General features: G+C 70.7%; 14 protein-coding genes. 6 read left to right on the top strand and 8 right to left on the bottom strand.

All coding sequences use genetic code 11. From position 1 onward, the window contains the following. Positions 1-576 precede the first annotated feature (576 nt). A complete protein-coding gene (locus ACZ7OO_RS24570) occupies positions 577-933 on the top strand; it encodes a L,D-transpeptidase family protein (RefSeq protein WP_471507643.1) in 357 nt (118 codons plus the stop codon). Positions 934-955: 22 nt separating this feature from the next. Here ACZ7OO_RS24570 and ACZ7OO_RS24575 read toward each other — a convergent pair whose 3' ends face one another. Further along, entirely contained in the window at positions 956-2,947 is a 1,992-nt protein-coding gene (locus ACZ7OO_RS24575; protein WP_471507645.1) for an N-acetylmuramoyl-L-alanine amidase, read from the bottom strand. Positions 2,948-3,199: 252 nt separating this feature from the next. Continuing rightward, positions 3,200-4,726, bottom strand: a complete 1,527-nt coding sequence (locus ACZ7OO_RS24580; RefSeq protein ID WP_471507647.1) for a M1 family metallopeptidase — start codon at positions 4,724-4,726, stop codon at positions 3,200-3,202. Between the two features lie 130 nt (positions 4,727-4,856). On the opposite strand from ACZ7OO_RS24580, the gene ACZ7OO_RS24585 reads away from it, so the two are divergent. Together ACZ7OO_RS24585 and ACZ7OO_RS24590 are read left to right on the top strand one after the other, a co-directional pair. Further along, the gene (locus ACZ7OO_RS24585; protein ID WP_471507649.1) at positions 4,857-6,452 is read left to right on the top strand and encodes a peptide-N4-asparagine amidase; all 1,596 of its coding nucleotides are present in this window, start codon (positions 4,857-4,859) and stop codon (positions 6,450-6,452) included. Positions 6,453-6,618: 166 nt separating this feature from the next. Then, entirely contained in the window at positions 6,619-7,971 is a 1,353-nt protein-coding gene (locus ACZ7OO_RS24590) for a cation:dicarboxylate symporter family transporter (protein ID WP_471507651.1), read from the top strand. Between the two features lie 59 nt (positions 7,972-8,030). Here the strand turns inward: ACZ7OO_RS24590 and ACZ7OO_RS24595 are convergent, their stop codons facing one another. Next, on the bottom strand, positions 8,031-8,483 hold the full coding sequence (locus tag ACZ7OO_RS24595; RefSeq protein WP_471507653.1) for a MarR family winged helix-turn-helix transcriptional regulator: 453 nt from the start codon (positions 8,481-8,483) through the stop codon (positions 8,031-8,033). A 95-nt stretch (positions 8,484-8,578) separates the two neighbouring features. On the opposite strand from ACZ7OO_RS24595, the gene ACZ7OO_RS24600 reads away from it, so the two are divergent. After that, positions 8,579-10,483 (top strand): ABC transporter ATP-binding protein, encoded by a 1,905-nt coding sequence (locus ACZ7OO_RS24600; protein WP_471507655.1) that lies wholly within the window; start codon positions 8,579-8,581, stop codon positions 10,481-10,483. A gap of 113 nt (positions 10,484-10,596) precedes the next feature. Continuing rightward, positions 10,597-11,505: an endolytic transglycosylase MltG gene (gene mltG / locus ACZ7OO_RS24605; protein ID WP_471507657.1), complete on the top strand. Its 909-nt coding sequence runs from the start codon at positions 10,597-10,599 to the stop codon at positions 11,503-11,505. 12 nt (positions 11,506-11,517) lie between these two features. On the opposite strand, the gene ACZ7OO_RS24610 is transcribed toward mltG, so the two are convergent. Continuing rightward, complete coding sequence (locus ACZ7OO_RS24610; protein WP_471507659.1) at positions 11,518-12,594, bottom strand: NAD(P)-binding domain-containing protein; 1,077 nt, start codon at positions 12,592-12,594, stop codon at positions 11,518-11,520. Between the two features lie 93 nt (positions 12,595-12,687). Between ACZ7OO_RS24610 and ACZ7OO_RS24615 the strand changes: the two genes are divergently transcribed. Continuing rightward, positions 12,688-13,116, top strand: coding sequence for a secondary thiamine-phosphate synthase enzyme YjbQ (locus ACZ7OO_RS24615; protein WP_471507661.1), 429 nt, complete (start codon positions 12,688-12,690; stop codon positions 13,114-13,116). Positions 13,117-13,440: 324 nt separating this feature from the next. Here ACZ7OO_RS24615 and ACZ7OO_RS24620 read toward each other — a convergent pair whose 3' ends face one another. From ACZ7OO_RS24620 to ACZ7OO_RS24635, 4 genes are all read right to left on the bottom strand, one after another. Continuing rightward, complete coding sequence (locus tag ACZ7OO_RS24620; RefSeq protein ID WP_471507663.1) at positions 13,441-14,181, bottom strand: class I SAM-dependent DNA methyltransferase; 741 nt, start codon at positions 14,179-14,181, stop codon at positions 13,441-13,443. Between the two features lie 224 nt (positions 14,182-14,405). Beyond that, positions 14,406-15,317, bottom strand: coding sequence for a helix-turn-helix transcriptional regulator (locus ACZ7OO_RS24625; protein ID WP_471507665.1), 912 nt, complete (start codon positions 15,315-15,317; stop codon positions 14,406-14,408). Positions 15,318-15,477: 160 nt separating this feature from the next. After that, positions 15,478-15,624 carry a hypothetical protein gene (locus ACZ7OO_RS24630; RefSeq protein ID WP_471507667.1) on the bottom strand — a complete coding sequence of 49 codons (147 nt, stop codon included), beginning with the start codon at positions 15,622-15,624 and terminating at the stop codon, positions 15,478-15,480. Between the two features lie 191 nt (positions 15,625-15,815). After that, positions 15,816-16,208, bottom strand: coding sequence for a DUF5997 family protein (locus tag ACZ7OO_RS24635; protein WP_471507669.1), 393 nt, complete (start codon positions 16,206-16,208; stop codon positions 15,816-15,818). Positions 16,209-16,257 lie beyond the last annotated feature (49 nt).

Genomic DNA, 16,257 nt, shown 5'->3' on the forward strand with positions numbered 1-16,257 from the left:
GTGAAAGGTTCGCGTCGGAGCGTGGTCGAAATCAAACGGTTTTCCCGGCGGTCAGCGAAATCCGCTGTCTTCAGGCCAGGGGCTCGCCGCCCACACGCCCTGGATGTCAGGAAACCAAATCAATGAGCCGGTATGTGATGTCAGGATGGCCCGGTGCGGATCAAGTGCGTTCGGCGTGCGACCGTTGCGACGGCGGTGGTGCTCGGAACCCTCCTGGCGACCCTGAGCGCGTGCGGGGGACCGGACAGCGGGCGGCGGTGCGAAGGGTGGGCGCCCAGGGGCCGCCCGGCACAGCCGCCCGGGCGAGCGGGGCGGCGCAGCCGAGGCCGGCCGTCCCCGTCGGCGAGCCGACCGCGCTGCCAGGCGTCGGCGAGCGGCTGCACGCGGAGATCCCTGCCGACTCCGGTCAGGTCCTGGCCGTGTGCGGCGAGGGCGAGGACTCGGCGGACTCCGCGGTCGTGCTGTACGGGCTGCAGGACGACGGATGGCGCCCGGTGGGCAGTCGGCCCGCGCACAACGGGCGGAACGGCTGGACCACCGATCACTACGCGGGACGACGGACGCAGCCCGGTCGGCGTGTTCACCCTCACCGGCGCGGGCGGTGTGCTCCCCGAACCGGGCACCCGGCTCTCCTACACCCAGGACGAGGACGTCTACGCGCCCCCGTACTACTGGGACCCGGCGCACCAGCACGACGTCGACTACGTCGTCGCCATCGACTACAACCGGCTGCGGGGCGCACCGCCGCACGACATCACCCGTCCCTGGGGCGACGAACGGGGCGGTGGCATCTGGCTGCACCTCGACCACGGCAGCGGCACCTCGGCCTGCATCGGCCTCTCCGAGGAGGCCATGAGGTTCCTGCTCCGCACGCTCGACCCGGACCGCGATCCCGTGGTGGTGATGGGGGACAGGATGGACCTGCCGGCCTAGCGAGGCCCCGGGTGCCCTGGGGTCACCGGCCGGCCGGGCCGGGCTGCTGCTCGGGCGCACCCGCCGAGCCGGCGCTCGCGTGCACCAGGTCCACGTCGTTCGCCCGGACGTAGGCGAGCCGGTGGCCGAACTGGATCTCGTAGTACCTCTCCTGGCCCAGGACAACAGGCTGAGGCAGGTCGGAGAAGGACGACCTGTCGACGTAGGAACTGCCGACGCCGGACTGGGTCACATACCGCTGGCCCGCCCGGAGGCTGTACGGGAGCGGCGAGTCGGCCTCCTCCTCCATTCCCTCCGGGTAGGCCTCCTCCTCCGGCAGGGCACGCCCGTACACCGGGATCTCGTCCAGGCCCTCCTTGGGCGTCACCATGCGTCCGCTCGCGCCGACGGCCGTCGGGTGCTCCTTGGGGTTCTTGAACCAGGCCTTGTGGCCCTGGAACCAGATCGCCGTCCACTCGCCGCTGCGGTCGGCGACGGCGAAGGTCTGTCCGGTGGAGACACGCGAACCGAGGTCGCTGACGTCCTCCGTGGACTCCTCGCCGTCCGGCCTGCGGCCCGGGTCCTGGATCAGCGGGGCGTCCTCGGCCGGTGCGGTGTGGAGACGGACAGCGCTGGAGCCGTGCGGCCGGCACCGCTTTCCGGCACCCTCGCACCCGGTGTACCGCGGCTTGTGGGTGGCGTAGTCAGGCAGGATCATCACCACGTCGCTGTCCGGTCCGGCCGTGGCCTTCAGCGGCGCGCCGAGCAGGTCGAAGTAGTGCCGCCAGTCCCAGAAGGGGCCGGGGTCCTCGTGCATCTCGGGGATGCTGTCACCGGTCGGAGCCGGCACGTTGTCATGGCCGAAGATGTGCTGCCGGTCGAGCGGGACGCCGTACTTCTTCGCCAGAAAGCGCACCAGACGGGCCGAGGACCGGTACATCTGCTCCGTGTACCAGGTGCCCGGGTGGGTGAGGAACCCTTCGTGTTCGATGCCGATCGAGCGGGCGTTGACGAACTTGCTGCCGGAGTGCCAGGCCTCGTCCTTCGTCCTGACGTGCTGGGTGACATGGCCGTCGCTGGAGCGGACCGAGTAGTGCCAGGACGCCTCGGTCGGGTCCTGGACGGTCTTGAACATGTTCGGCAGCGTCGACTCGGTGTCGTGGATGACGATGTAATCGATCTTCTGGTCCCGGGGCCGGTCGGCAAGGTCGTGGTTGCCGTAGTCGCCGTCCTCGTCGATCTCCTCGTACGGCGCGGCCAGCCAGTCACAGGCCAGCTCGGGAGGGCACTCGACCTCCTTGGGCCGTGGTGGGACCTGTGGGCCGGGGTGCGGGCTGACGCCGGGCATGGCGGGGAGCGTGACCTCCTGCCCCTCGGCGGTGGTCCGGTGTGCTCCCCGGCGGATCAGGGTGAAGACGTCGTTGGCGTACGTGGTCGCCGAGGTGACGTCAGGTGTGCCGGGGAAACGTTCCACCGCCTGCCACCAGGCCTTCGGGTCGTTGCTGAGCGGCTTGCCGAGATGCCGTTGGGCGGCGGCCAGCAGGGCCGCGCCGCCGCGTACGTTGGCGGTGGCGTCCGTCCGCAGCTCCGCGGCCGGGACCTTGATCAACCGTGCGGCGCGGTCCAGGTCCGCCGGCTGTACGGCGTGGCCGCCCGAGGCGAACACCGTCCCCGTGAGCTGGCTGTTCTCGCGGCCGTTCGGCGCCGGCGGGGCCGCCGCCGGCGCCGGGGCGTGGCCGCGGGCGGGCTCCACCAGGTGCATCGGCCCGTAGCCGCCCGCGACGCTGGGGGTGCCCGGGTGGGAGTCCCATCGCGACTGCATGTAGGACACGCTCATGAGCACACTGCGCGGCACATGGAACTCGCGCGCGGCATCGGTGAAGGCGTTCTGCAGGCGCTGGTCATCCGCCTCGTCGGCGCCCGACGCCGGGAGAATCAGCAGCGGTGGCAGCAGCGCGGCAGTGGCGAGCAGACAGGCTGTCAGGCGGCACGTCCGCAGGCCGCCGGGCACACGTGGGGCGACAGTTCTTCTCATACCGGAGGGTCTCCAACCGCTTGCTGAGGGTCTCCAACCACGCTCGTCGCAACCAGGGCAAAGGAATTGCCCTTAACGTCACCCCTCGTACGTTTCCGTGTCCTGCGCGGCACGGCGCGCCGAACGTCAACCGGGTGGACCAGCGGTCCGGCAGAGGCCACCCGGTCGGCGGCAGCGGATCGGCATCCGGGGGGCGGCAGCGGATCGGCATCCGGGGGGCGGCATCGCGGGCGAGCCGCACACCGTCCGGACTCAGTCCTCGACCGGGTCCACCTGCCAGTCGGGATGGCCGGGCATGGGTGGGGTCTCCGGCCCGTACAGCCAGGGCGTCAGAAACGGCGTCAGATCCTCGCCCGCGACCTCGGAGGCGAGCGCGACGAACTCCTTGGTGCCGGCCGCACGGCCCCGGTACCTGCTCACCCAGGTGTGCTCGATCTGGTCGAACGTTGCGTCACCGACCTTCTCCCGCAGGGCATACAGCACCAGCGCCGAGCCGTCGTACCGCATCACCTTGAAGAGTGTCGGCTCCGTCGGCTCGGCGGGGGCTCCGTCGTCGTGGCGCCACTGGTCGTGCTGCTCGTACGCCGCCCGCATGGCGTCCTCCATGCCGACGCCGCCGTGCTCGGCGGAGTACAGCCGCTCGTAGAAACGGGCATGACCCTCACTCAGCCACAGGTCGGACCAGCGCCGGATGGCGACGCTGTCCCCCGTCCAGTGGTGGGTCAGCTCGTGGACCAGATTGCGTTCGGCGTCGACCTGGTCGCCCAGCAGGTCGTCCTTCGGTACGACGGAGAGCGACTGCGTCTCCAGCGCCACCGGCAGATCGGTGTCCCCGACCAGCACGCCGTAGCGGCGGAACGGGTACGGGCCGAGCCGCCGTTCCAGCCAGGCGAGGTGCTCCGGGGTGCGCGAGCGGTCGGCCTCGGTCTCCGCGACCAGGCTGTCAGGTACCACGTCCCGGACGGGCAGTCCGCGCGGGCCCGTGCTGTCGACGAACGCGAATCTCCCGATCGCCACCTGGACCAGCTGTGCCGCGATGGGCTCCTCGGAGTCGTACGTCCAGCGAACGCGTCCGCCGGGCCGCTGGACGCGGTCGACGAGCCGGCCGTTGGCCACCGCGCGCAGCCCCGCAGGGGTGGTGATGCGGAATGTGACCGGCGCCCGCAGGCTGGGGTGGTCGTCCACCGGGAAGACCAGCTTGGCGCCGTCGGGCTGCAGACAGAGCAGGCTGCCGTCGGCGGTGGGCACCCAGCCGTACTCCCGGATCGCGTCGCCGCGCTGCCGGCGCTGGGTGGGGTCGGCGGTGTAGGTGACGCGGACGGCGAAGGTGCTGCCGCGCGGGATCGGCCGGGCGGGTGTGACCACGAGTTCGTCGCCGTCCCGGACGGCGGCGGCCGGTGCGCCGTCGACGGTGACCTTGTGGAGGGTGTTGCCCGCGAAGTCCAGGTCGAAGCGGGACAGGGCCTGGGTGGCGGTGGCGCTGATGGTGGCGCCGGCCTCGAACGGCGTCTCGGGCGCCCGCCAGTCGAAGTCGAGCGTGTAATGGCGCACGGCGTAGCCGCCGTTGCCGTCCAGCGGCATCAGGGGGTCGCCGATGCCCGGTGCGCCGGGGGCCGGGGCCGAGGCAGGGCCGGAGGAGGCGGCCGAGGGGCCGGGGGCGGGGGAGTCGTGGTTCCGGTGCGGGAGGCCGGCGAGCACGGCGTCGCAGGTGAGGGCGACGGCACCGCCGAGGGCAAGGGCGAGGGCCGTGCGACGGACGTGAGCGGTCGTGATCTCCATGGGAGCACTGTGGCAGCAAGATCTGCTTATAGCACCATATGTGCCACCAGTGTGCGTCCGCACGGGTCAGGGAGTGGTCGGCCGGTCTCCCCGTTGCGGCCGGCGGTCAACTCCCCGTAGAACACCGGCCATGAGAAGACGGATCGTCATGTCCATGCTTGCCGGGGCGACCCTCCTGGCGAGCGCGCTCCTCGGTACGGGTGCCCAAGCCGCCCTGGCCGCCGACGTCCCGGCGGAGTTCGGCACCGACTGGCACGACCCGGTGACCGCCGCCCCGCCGGTGTCCGTGCCCAAGGGTGCCAAGTCCTGCCAAGTCACCCTGGCCGAGGCCCAGTTCCGTGACTTCACGCCGTACAGCGGCACCTATACGCCACCCCAGGGCTGTGGCGACCGGTGGAGCAAGGTGGTGCTGCGGCTCGACGGCAAGGTGAAGGGCCGTCAGTACGACCGGCTCGGCTATCTGCACGTCGGAGGCGTCGAGGTGCTGCGCACCTCCACCCCCGAGCCCTCGCCGGACGGCATCGAGTGGCACGTGGAGAAGGACGTCACCCGCTACAGCGACACCTTCCGCGGCGCGCAGGACGTCGAGATGCTCATCGGCAACGTCGTCGACGACACGTACACCGGCGTCATCGACGTCAAGGCCACGCTCACCTTCTACGAAGGACGCCCCCGGGCCACCGTCCCCGACAAGGTGCTCACACTGGACGGCGGTACCACCCTCACCGCCCCGCGCAACAGCGAGCGCATCGTCGCCGAGGTGTACGCCACCGGATCCGGCGGCGGCTGCGAGGAGTTCTGGTATCTGACGGTGGCCGACCCGGCCTCGTACTCCTGCAAGGCGGACAAGGGACCCTACCGGGAGGTGCAGATCAAGGTCGACGGCCAACTGGCCGGAATCGCCTCGCCGTTCCCGAACGTATGGACAGGCGGCTGGTCCAACCCCTTCCTCTGGTACGTCGTTCCGGGCCCCCGCGCCTTCGACGTCAAGCCGATCGAATACGACCTGACGCCGTTCGCCGGGCTGCTCGACGACGGTCGCCCGCACCAGGTCGAGGTCTCCGTCGCCGGGGTGCCCGAGGGGCAGGCCGGCTGGAGCGCTCCCGTGAACGTGCTGGTCTGGCAGGACGCGCACCGCGCCCACGTCACCGGGAAGCTCACCGAGGCCAAGGCCTCCGAGCCCGTCAACTCCTCCGTTTACACACCGGGTTCGGGGGAGTGCCGGGTTGACACCGACGCCGGGCACCGGCTCACCGTCTCCGGATACGTCGACACCTCGCACGGCCGGGTGACCACCACCGTCAGCCGGACACTGGTCAACACCTCCGCGCACCGCTGGAACGACGGCGAGACGACCGACGCGCTCGACGCCACCTGGACGGACGACCAGAACGTCACTGCGAAGGCGGGCGGAGCGCCCCGGACGACGCGCACCCATCGGACGTACACGATGAGCGGCGCCATCACCATCAGCACCGACAACCGGCTGCGTACCCGACTCACCCTCGGCGACCGGGCTGCGGTCACCGGGCCCGCGGGCGGCTGGTCGCGACTGGACGACACCTACCGCGGTGACGCGACCTACACCCTCGACGTGCCGCGCGACCAGCGGCACGCGGTCGGCACGTCGAGCGAGCGCTACCGGCTGTACGGGCCCGGCGGGTGCTACGACCGTTCGCTGGCCACCGAACAGGGGGTGCTGACGGAGGATCGCAGCGGCTGCTGAGCCGCGTTGTGTGCGACGCGTCACCAGGCACGTGATTTACACGGCTGATACACGGTGGTTTCGGAAAGGATCAAGAAGTCCTCCAGAGTGATCGACACGGAAACCGCTTTCCGTATCGCAGAAGTCCCGCTCGGCTTCGGCGAGTCGACACCCCCCAGGAGTGCCCGTGCCGCAGTCCGTACCGTCCCTGCCGCGACGCGTCGCACGCATACTGCGTACCTCTCTCTTCGCGCAGGTCGCCTGCGCGCTCGTGCTCGGAATCGTCGTCGGGAAGCTGTGGCCCGGCTTCGCCTCGGACCTTCAGCCGCTCGGCGACGGTTTCACCCGGCTCATCAAGACGATCATCTCGCCGCTGGTGTTCTGCGTGGTCGTCGTCGGCATCGCCAAGGCCGGTGACCTGAGGGCCTTCGGGCGGATCGGGCTCAAGGCCCTGGTCTGGTTCGAGGTGGCGAGCACGCTCGCGCTGGTCATCGGGCTGGTCGCCGCCAACGTCGTCCGGCCCGGCTCGGGGATGCATGTCGACCCGGCCGCGCTGAGCGTCAAGGCGGTCGACGCGAAGACGGGCGGCGGCTCGCTGCCCTCGACGACCGGGTTCATCCTCGACGCGCTGCCCACCAGTTTCATAGGGGCCTTCGCCGAGAACTCCCTGCTCCAGGTGCTCGTCCTGGCCTGCCTGGTGGGTGCGGCCCTGCTCCACCTCGGCCACACCAAGGTGCCGCAGGTGCTGCCGGCCATCGAGCAGGCCCAGGAGATCATCTTCGCGATCGTCGGCTTCGTGATGCGCCTCGCCCCGATCGCCGTCTTCGGCGCGATGGCCGTCCTGATCGGCCAGTACGGCCTCGGTGTCATCGAGACCTACGCCAAGCTGATCGTCCTGTGCTACGCGGCCGCCGCCCTCTTCGTCGCGCTTCTCGCCGTCGCCCTTCGGGCGGTCACCGGGCTGAGCCTCTGGAAATTCCTGCGCTACATCCGTGAGGAGATGCTGCTCGCGCTCGGGACCGCCTCCACGGAGTCCGTGCTGCCGCGAGTGATGCAGAAACTGCGGAGCGCCGGCGCCCGCGACGACGCCGTGGGCCTGGTGCTGCCCACCGGGTACTCCTTCAACCTCGACGGCGCCTCGCTCTACCTCTCCATCGGCACGCTGTTCATCGCCCAGGCCGTGGGTGTCGACCTGAGCCTGAGTCAGCAGATCACCGTGGTCCTGGTGCTGATGCTCACCAGCAAGGGCATGGCCGGCATCCCCGGCTCGGCCTTCCTCGCGCTGTCCGCGACCGCCTCCTCGCTCGGGGCGATCCCGGCCGGTGCCGTCGCCCTGCTGCTCGGGGTCGACCGCATCATGGACTCGATGCGTGTCGTCACCAACCTGCTCGGCAACTGCGTCGCAGTCTTCGCCGTCTCCCGCTGGGATGGCGCGCTGGACGTCGAGCGGGCGAAGAAGGTGCTGGACGGTGAGGTCGTGGTCACCGTGGCCGAGATGCCCGCGCAGGCGCCGGCCAAGGAGCCCGTGTCCGAAGGCTGACGTACAGAAGCAAAGCGGCTCCCCTCCGGAATCCCGGAGGGGAGCCGCTTCGTCATGTCTCAGCAGCGCTTCGTGGCCGCCGCCCCGTCGACCAGTGTGTCGAGCAAGCCGCCCAGCACCTCCCGCTGCTCCTGCGACAGCGGAGCCAGGATCTCCTCGGCGGCGGACCTCCGCGCCGCCCGCAGTTCGCGCAGGGTCTCGCGCCCCTCGTCCGTGATCTCGATCCGGGTCACCCGGCGGTTCGTCGGATCCGGCACCCGGCACACCTTGCCGCTCGCTTCCAGGCCGTCGACCAGCGTCGTCACCGCGCGCGGCACCACCTCAAGTCGTGAGGCGAGGTCGGCCATGCGCGGGGGAGTCTCGTAGTGCGCGAGGGTGCGTAGCAGTCGAGACTGGGCCGGGGTGACGCCCAGATCGCGCGCCTGCAGATGGTGCTTCTGGATCCGCCACACCCGGCGTGTGAGGCGTAGCAACTGCTCGGCGAGCGGGCCGTCGGGGTCGGGGGTGCTCATACGGGAACAATATCAGGACTATGTTCATTGTGAGTATAGGTAACAGTGAGCTATGCTCCGTGAGTCCGTACACACCACACCCATCCGTAGGAGCCATGCCCCGAGACGAGATCAACTGGACCCCCGACGGCACTTCGGCCGGGCAGCCCCGCCAGGTGCGCCGCATCCTCGCCCTCTTCCGCCCCTACCGCGGCCGGCTCGCGATCGTCGGCCTGCTGGTCGGCGCCGCCTCGCTGGTCTCGGTCGCCACGCCCTTCCTTCTGAAGGCGATCCTCGACACCGCGATCCCGCAGGGCCGCACCGGACTGCTCAGCCTGCTCGCGCTGGGCATGATCCTCAGCGCCGTTCTCACCAGTGTCTTCGGTGTACTGCAGACGCTGATATCGACCACCGTCGGCCAGCGCGTCATGCACGACCTGCGCACCGCCGTCTACGGCCGCCTCCAGCGCATGTCGCTCGCGTTCTTCACCCGCACCCGCACGGGCGAGGTCCAGTCCCGCATAGCCAACGACATCGGCGGGATGCAGGCCACCGTCACCTCGACGGCCACCTCCCTGGTCTCCAACCTGACCAGCGTGGTCGCCACGATCGTCGCGATGACAGCTCTCGACTGGCGGCTCACCATCGTCTCGATGGTCCTGCTCCCGGCCTTCGTGTGGATCAGCCGCCGGGTCGGCAACGAGCGCAAGAAGATCACCACCCAGCGCCAGAAGCAGATGGCCGCGATGGCCGCCACGGTCACCGAGTCGCTCTCCGTCAGCGGCATCCTGCTCGGCCGGACCATGGGCCGCGCCGACTCGCTCACCGCCTCCTTCGCCGACGAGTCCGAGCAGCTCGTCGACCTGGAAGTGCGCTCGAACATGGCCGGCCGCTGGCGCATGGCCGTGATCACGATAGTGATGGCCGCGATGCCCGCCGTCATCTACTGGACCGCCGGCATGGCCCTCCAGCTGGGCGGCCCGCAGATCTCGCTGGGCACCATCGTCGCCTTCGTCTCCCTTCAGCAGGGCCTGTTCCGCCCGGCCGTGAGCCTGCTGCAGACCGGCGTCCAGATCCAGACCTCGCTCGCCCTCTTCCAGCGCATCTTCGAGTACCTCGACCTGCCCATCGACATCACCGAGCGGGACGAGCCGGTCCACCTGGACCGGGTGAAGGGCGAGGTGCGCTTCGAGAAGGTCGAGTTCCGCTACGACGACAAGAGCGGGCCCGTCCTCGACGGCATCGACCTCACCGTCCCGGCCGGCGGCAGCCTGGCGGTCGTCGGCCCGACCGGCGCCGGCAAGTCCACGTTCGGCTACCTGGTTCCCCGGCTCTACGACGTCACCGGCGGCCGGGTCACCCTGGACGGCGTCGACGTCCGTGACCTGGACTTCGACACCCTCGCCCGCGCGGTCGGCGTCGTGTCCCAGGAGACGTACCTCTTCCACGCCTCGGTCGCTGACAACCTCCGCTTCGCCAAGCCGGACGCCACCGACGAGGAACTCCACGCTGCCGCTCGCGCGGCCCAGATCCACGACCACATCGCCGCACTGCCCGACGGCTACGACACCGTCGTCGGTGAACGCGGTCACCGCTTCTCGGGTGGCGAGAAGCAGCGGCTGGCCATCGCACGCACCATCCTGCGCGACCCGCCGGTCCTCATCCTCGACGAGGCGACCAGCGCCCTGGACACCCGCACCGAACACGCCGTACAGGACGCCATCGACGCCCTGTCGGCCAACCGGACGACCGTCACCATCGCCCACCGGCTGTCCACGATCCGCGGCGCCGACCAGATCGTCGTCCTCGACTCCGGGCAGGTGGCCGAACGGGGCACCCACGAGGAACTGCTGGAACTCGACGGACGGTACGCGGCGCTGGTGCGCCGGGACGCCCGAGTGGAGACGGCGGGGGAGCCGCCGGCCGGAACCGGAGAGGTGACCCAGTGGGAGTCGGTGAGACGGCCGGGGCGCCGACGGGGCGACCGGGAGCGTCAGCGGGTGACTCCACCGGCGAGCTGAAGTCGGCGAGCTGAAGTCGGCGAGCTGAAGTCGGCAAAGTGGAGTCGGCAACGTGGAGCGGACAAACTGAAGATATGCCGGGTTTGTGGCGGTATGCGGGCTAACGTGCCTGCATGCAGACGAACACTCCGCCACGGAAACCGATCCGGCGGAACGCGATCCGACCGAGGTCGATTCGACGGAAGACGATCCGGCTGACGCGCCGTGGCAGGCTCCTCCTCGTTGCCGCCGGCGCCGTCGTGGCGGGCGCCGCCGTGACGGTGCCGCTGCTGTCCCTGGTCCACGGCGCGGCCGCCGGGCCCGCCACCCTGGTCATCCGGGAGGGCTGGCGGGCGTCCCAGGTCTACGACGCCGTCGACAAGGCGCTCGACCTCCCCGTCGGCAGCACCAAGAGGTCCGTCGGCACCGCGGGCCTGCACCTGCCCGGCGACGCCGGGGGCAACCCGGAGGGTTATCTCTTCCCGGCCACCTATCCCCTGGAGAAGGGTGCGACCCCGCAGTCCGTGTTGCGGTTCATGGTGGACACCGCGCACCAGAGGTTCGACGGGGCGCCCGTCGCGGCCGGTGCGCAGCGCAACGCGCTGAATGTCTACCAGGCGGTGACCATCGCCAGCATCGTCCAGGCCGAGGCGGCGGACAAGGCCGACATGGGGAAGGTGGCCCGGGTCGTCTTCAACCGGCTGCAGAGCGGCATGCCGCTGCAGATGGACTCCACCCTCAACTACGCCCTCAACCGCACCACCCTCAACACCACGTTGAACGACACCCGTATCGAGAACCCGTACAACTCCTACCAGCGCATGGGTCTGCCGCCCACCCCGATCGACAACCCGGGCGAGGACGCCATGCGTGCCGCGATGAACCCGACGCCGGGCAACTGGCTGTACTTTGTCACGGTCAAGCCGGGGGACACGCGGTTCACCGCCGACTACGCGGAACACCAGCGCAATGTCGCCGAGTTCAACGCGGTGCGCAACAGCAAGGGCCCGCAGTCGCAACCGGTCTCGCAGCCACCTCGCTGATCCGAGGGGACGTCACGCGGCGACCGGCTCCCCTGCGAGCAGCCGCCTGATGTCCCGGACGGCTTCGCGGCCCGCGCGGTTGGCGCCGACAGTGCTGGCCGAGGGTCCGTACCCCACGAGGTGCACCCGCGGATCCGCGATCGAACGGGTCCCTTCGACACGGATCCCACCGCCCGGCTCGCGCAGCCGCAGCGGCGCCAGATGGTCGAGAGCGGCGCGAAAACCGGTCGCCCAGAGGATGACGTCGGCGTCGGCATGCCGGCCGTCGTTCCACTCCACCCCGTCCGGAGCGATGCGGTCGAACATCGGCTGCCGGTCCAGGACACCGTCCCTCAGGCCCTGCCGGATGGCATCGTTGAGAGGCAGCCCGGTCACCGAGACCACGCTCCTCGGCGGTAGTCCCTGCCGTACCCGCTCCTCCACCAGCGCCACCGCGGCCCGGCCCGCGCCCTCGTCGAAGGGCCCCTCGCGGAAGACCGGCGGCCGCCGGGTGACCCAGATGGTGGCGGCCGCGTACGGGGCGAGCTCCAGCAGATGCTGGGTGCCGGAGGCCCCGCCGCCGACGACCACCACCCGCTTCCCGGCGAACTCCGCGGGCCCGGTGTACTGCGCGGTGTGCAACTGCCGCCCACGGAACGTCTCCTGGCCCGGATAGCGCGGCAGGAACGGCCGGTCCCAGGTGCCGGTGGCGTTGATCAGCGCCCGTGTCGACCAGTCCCCGGCGTCCGTCTCCACGAGCAGCCGTCCGCCGTCGCCCTCGCGCACCGCGCGGACGTTCACGGGCCGCCGTACCCGCAGGTCGAAGGTGCGCTCGTAGGCCGCGAAGTACTCACCGATGACCTCGGCGGACGGCCGCGCAGGGTCGGCCCCGGTCAGCTCCATGCCCGGCAGTGCGTGCATCCCGTGGACCTTGCCGTACGTCAGCGAAGGCCACCGGAACTGCCAGGCGCCGCCCGGGGCGGGGGAGTGGTCCAGGACCACGAAGTCGCGGTCCGGCTCGAAGCCGGTGCGCCGCAGGTGATAGGCGCTGGACAGACCGGCCTGACCAGCGCCTATGACGACTACCTCGACCTCGCGCACGTTGTTCACGCTTCTACCAACAGGGAGCCGGGCGGGGATCTTCCCGGCCCGGTCGCCCGCACCCGCGGCCCGGTGGCCCGGCGGATGGGCGAGGATGGGGGCATGTCGGATGCCTTCACCACACGAGTGCTCCAAGTCGCCACCGGGACCCGCGAGCGGGTCGTCGACCTGACCGCCGACTGCGAGGCCTTCCTGCGCGAGGCCGCGGCCGGCCGTGACGGCCTGCTGAACATCTTCACGCCGCACGCGACGGCCGGGATCGCCGTCATCGAGACCGGCGCCGGCAGCGACGACGACCTGCTGGCCACCCTGCACACCCTGCTCCCCGCCGACGACCGCTGGCAGCACCGGCACGGCAGCCCAGGCCACGGCCGCGACCACGTCCTCCCGGCGCTGGTGCCCCCGCACGCCACCCTTCCGGTGATCGACGGCCACCTGGGCCTGGGCACCTGGCAGTCGGTGTGCATGGTCGACACGAACAAGGACAATCCAGAACGAAAGGTGCGCCTCTCCTTCCTTGCGGGCGCCTGACCCCGGCCGTCCGGAATGGGCAGGCCAGGGCCGGATCAGGACGGCGTCTCACTCGACCCGTACAAGGGGAACCCGGCTCTCGTCGGCCTGTCGTGAAGGCGCGCACACTGAGCCCTTCCAGCCCCGAGTCACCGTGTGACGGGCTGTCCGCGCCTGGGCCTCCGGGTCCGGAGGCGAGATCCGTGCCGCCGACCTCGATCAGCCAGAACAGCGAACCGCTGCCGAACGGCCATCCGGCGGTGGGCACTTGCACCGGGCCGCCACCCGGCTCCGCGGTCAGTCGTCACCGGTCCCTTCCGCTGTCGGGTCGAGAGCCGGGATCCGCTACGCCGGCCTGCGCCAGACGGAGATGTGTTTCGTCGAGTCCTGCGCGAACGGGGAACCGTCCCAGTCAGCGATCCTCCGCTCCAGTTCGAGCCCCGCGATCCTGGCCATCAGATCCAGCTCGGCAGGCCACGCGTACCGGTGCCGGGAGTCGCCGCGGCGGTAGCGGCCGTCCTCGCCGTCGCGGGTGAGGTGGTGCGAGACGAGGATCTGCCCGACCAGGTCGAAGGTGTCGAAACCGATGTGCCCCGCGGAGATGTCGAACGGCACCGCGACCTGGCCGGGCGGCAGCAGCCGCAGCGGTGGCAGGCCCAGCTCGATCACGAACCGGCCGCCGGGCGCCAGATGCCGGGACGCGTTGCGGAAGCACTCGACCTGCTCGTCCTGCGTGAGCAGGTTCGAGATCGTGTTGTAGACGAGATAGACAAGGGAGAACTCACCGGGCACGGTGGTCGCCGCCATGTCCCCGATCACCACCGGCAGCGTCCCGGCGTCGACCTTGCGGCGCAGAACGGCCGCCATGTGCTCGGAGAGCTCGATGCCCACCACGGGCACCCCGCGCTCCCGGAGCGGGACACCGACCCGGCCGGTTCCGATGGCGAACTCCAACGCCCTGCCGTCTCCGGCGAGTTCGGCGAGGAAGTCGACGGTCGGCCCGAGCACGGCGGCCGAGGTCATCTCGGTCTCCTCGGCGTCGTAGCGGTCGGCCTCGGCGCGGCTCCACAGTTCACTGCTCGTCATGGTCGGCCACTCTGCCGGGCGGCCGGCGCCGTCGTCCACGCAATTTCCCGGCCCCCGGAGCCCCTCGAACCGCGTGTTGTCAGTGGCGGTCGGTACGGTTTTTCCACAGCGGTCGCACGGACGGATCACGGCGGATGGGTGGGGAACATGACCACGGTGGACATCTCCTACGCGGAGGGCTGGGACGCCGAGACCCGCCACCCGTACCGGCCGCTGCTCTCGGACTACCGGCCTTTGTGATCCTCCGGCCACCGGCCGTCGTGATCCTCCGGTGGCGGCCTGCTGCCCTGTAGCTGCACGCGGCCCGGCGAACGTCCATGGCCGGGCGGACGCCTTCTGCCCGCCGACCGGTCGGGTGCGGGTACCAGGCCCAGGCGCTGGGCGTGCAGGACCGTGCTGAGACGGTCGCGGGTGCCGAGTTTGCGGTAGATGTTCTCGACGTGTTTGTGCACCGTGCGGGCCGAGATGCCCAGACGCCGGCCGATCGCGTCCGCCGTCAGGGCGTCGGTGAGCAGGAGCAGGACGGTGAGTTCACGGGGCGTCAGCGCGCAGTCCGCCGCGAGTTCCTCCGGCTCACCGGCGGTCGCGGCCAACCTGCGCCACTGTTCCAGCAGTTGGCGCTGCTGTTCCACGGCGGCCAGCAGCGGCTGGGCGCGCTCGGCGGTCCGTAGGTGGTCTTCGGTGAAGTCCGCGCCGGAGCGGTAGACCAGACAGCCCGTGATCGGCGCGACCGTCCCGGGCAGCGGGAGCGCCAGGACCTGGTCCAGGTCCAGGGAATGGCCGAGGACCTGCGCGGTCTTGCTCGCCTTCCAGACCTCCCCCGCGAGCTGACGGGCCGTGACGGGGGCACGGTCGAGGCCGGTCGCGTAGTGGTGGGCGAACGGGTAGCCCGAGCGCAGCACGCTCAGCGCCTCGTCGCCGAGCCGGCCCAACTCGGCGGCGGCAGTGGCCGACATACCGAGTGTGCCCTCGCCCTCGTTCCAGTCGTCCAGCTTGTAGATCAGCGTCTCCCCGCCGCACAGGTCGGCCAGCGCGTCGGCGAGCAGTGGCCACAGCCGTTCGGGCTCGCGCTCGTGCAACGCGGCCACGGCCAGCCCGGTGAGGCGTTCGTAGGCCCTGTCCAGCCGGTGTGACACGTGTTCCTCTCTGCCCCTGCCCGTACGCAGTTATACGCATACCCACACGACAGCCCGCTGTCGCATGCTTCAACCGGGCACCGAGATCGGGTCCGACGACTCCGGTGATGAGGGCCGCCGGCACGGGGGAGTGGCGGCCCGCATCCGGTCGTCGGCCCGGTCACCCGTCCCGGGCCGCGGCGCACAGCGCACGGTCCACCTCGTCCGCGTAGCGCGCCGCGGTCAGCCAGGCCCCGGCGAACCGGCCCGTGTCCGCCGGAAGCAACCGGCCGAAGGTGTCGCGTGAGCGTTCCGCCGCGGCGAGCAACTCGTCAAGGATATCGGCCGCAGGGAGACCACTGACAACGCCCTTCGCGGTCCTCAACGACGGGCGAAAAGCGCAGTTCACCGGGGTAGCTGGAGTGACTGAGAGGCGTACGGCGAGGTACGGGAACGGCCCCGGTCCGCGGGCGGATGCGCCTGGACCGGGGCCGTGGGAAAGTCACACGGGCGAGGACCTCAGCCCTGCCCCGCCTCCTTCTCCCGCTGCAGGTTCTTCAGGCGCGCGCCCTCCTTGCGGACCTCGGCCTGCGTGGCGCGCTCCTTCTCCAGCCACTCGGGCCGCTCGCGCTTGAGTTCCTCGATCTGCTCGGTGGTGAGCGGCTCCGTCACCCCGCCGCGCGCCAGCCCCGCGATGGACACGCCCAGCTTCTCCGCGACCACCGGACGCGGGTGCGGCCCGTTGGCCCGCAGCTCCCGCAGCCACTCGGGCGGGTCGGCCTGGAGCTCGGTCAGCTCGGCGCGTGAGACGACACCCTCCTGGAAGGCGGCGGGCGTGGCGGGCAGGTACACACCCAGCTTCTTGGCCGCGGTCGCGGGCTTCATCGTCTGGGTGGTCTGGTGCGAACTCATGAGGTCAAGGGTATCGGCCGGGTACGAAAGCGCCGACCACGGCCGATGC

The sequence above is a fragment of the Streptomyces sp. NPDC111744 genome, assembly GCF_055634995.1.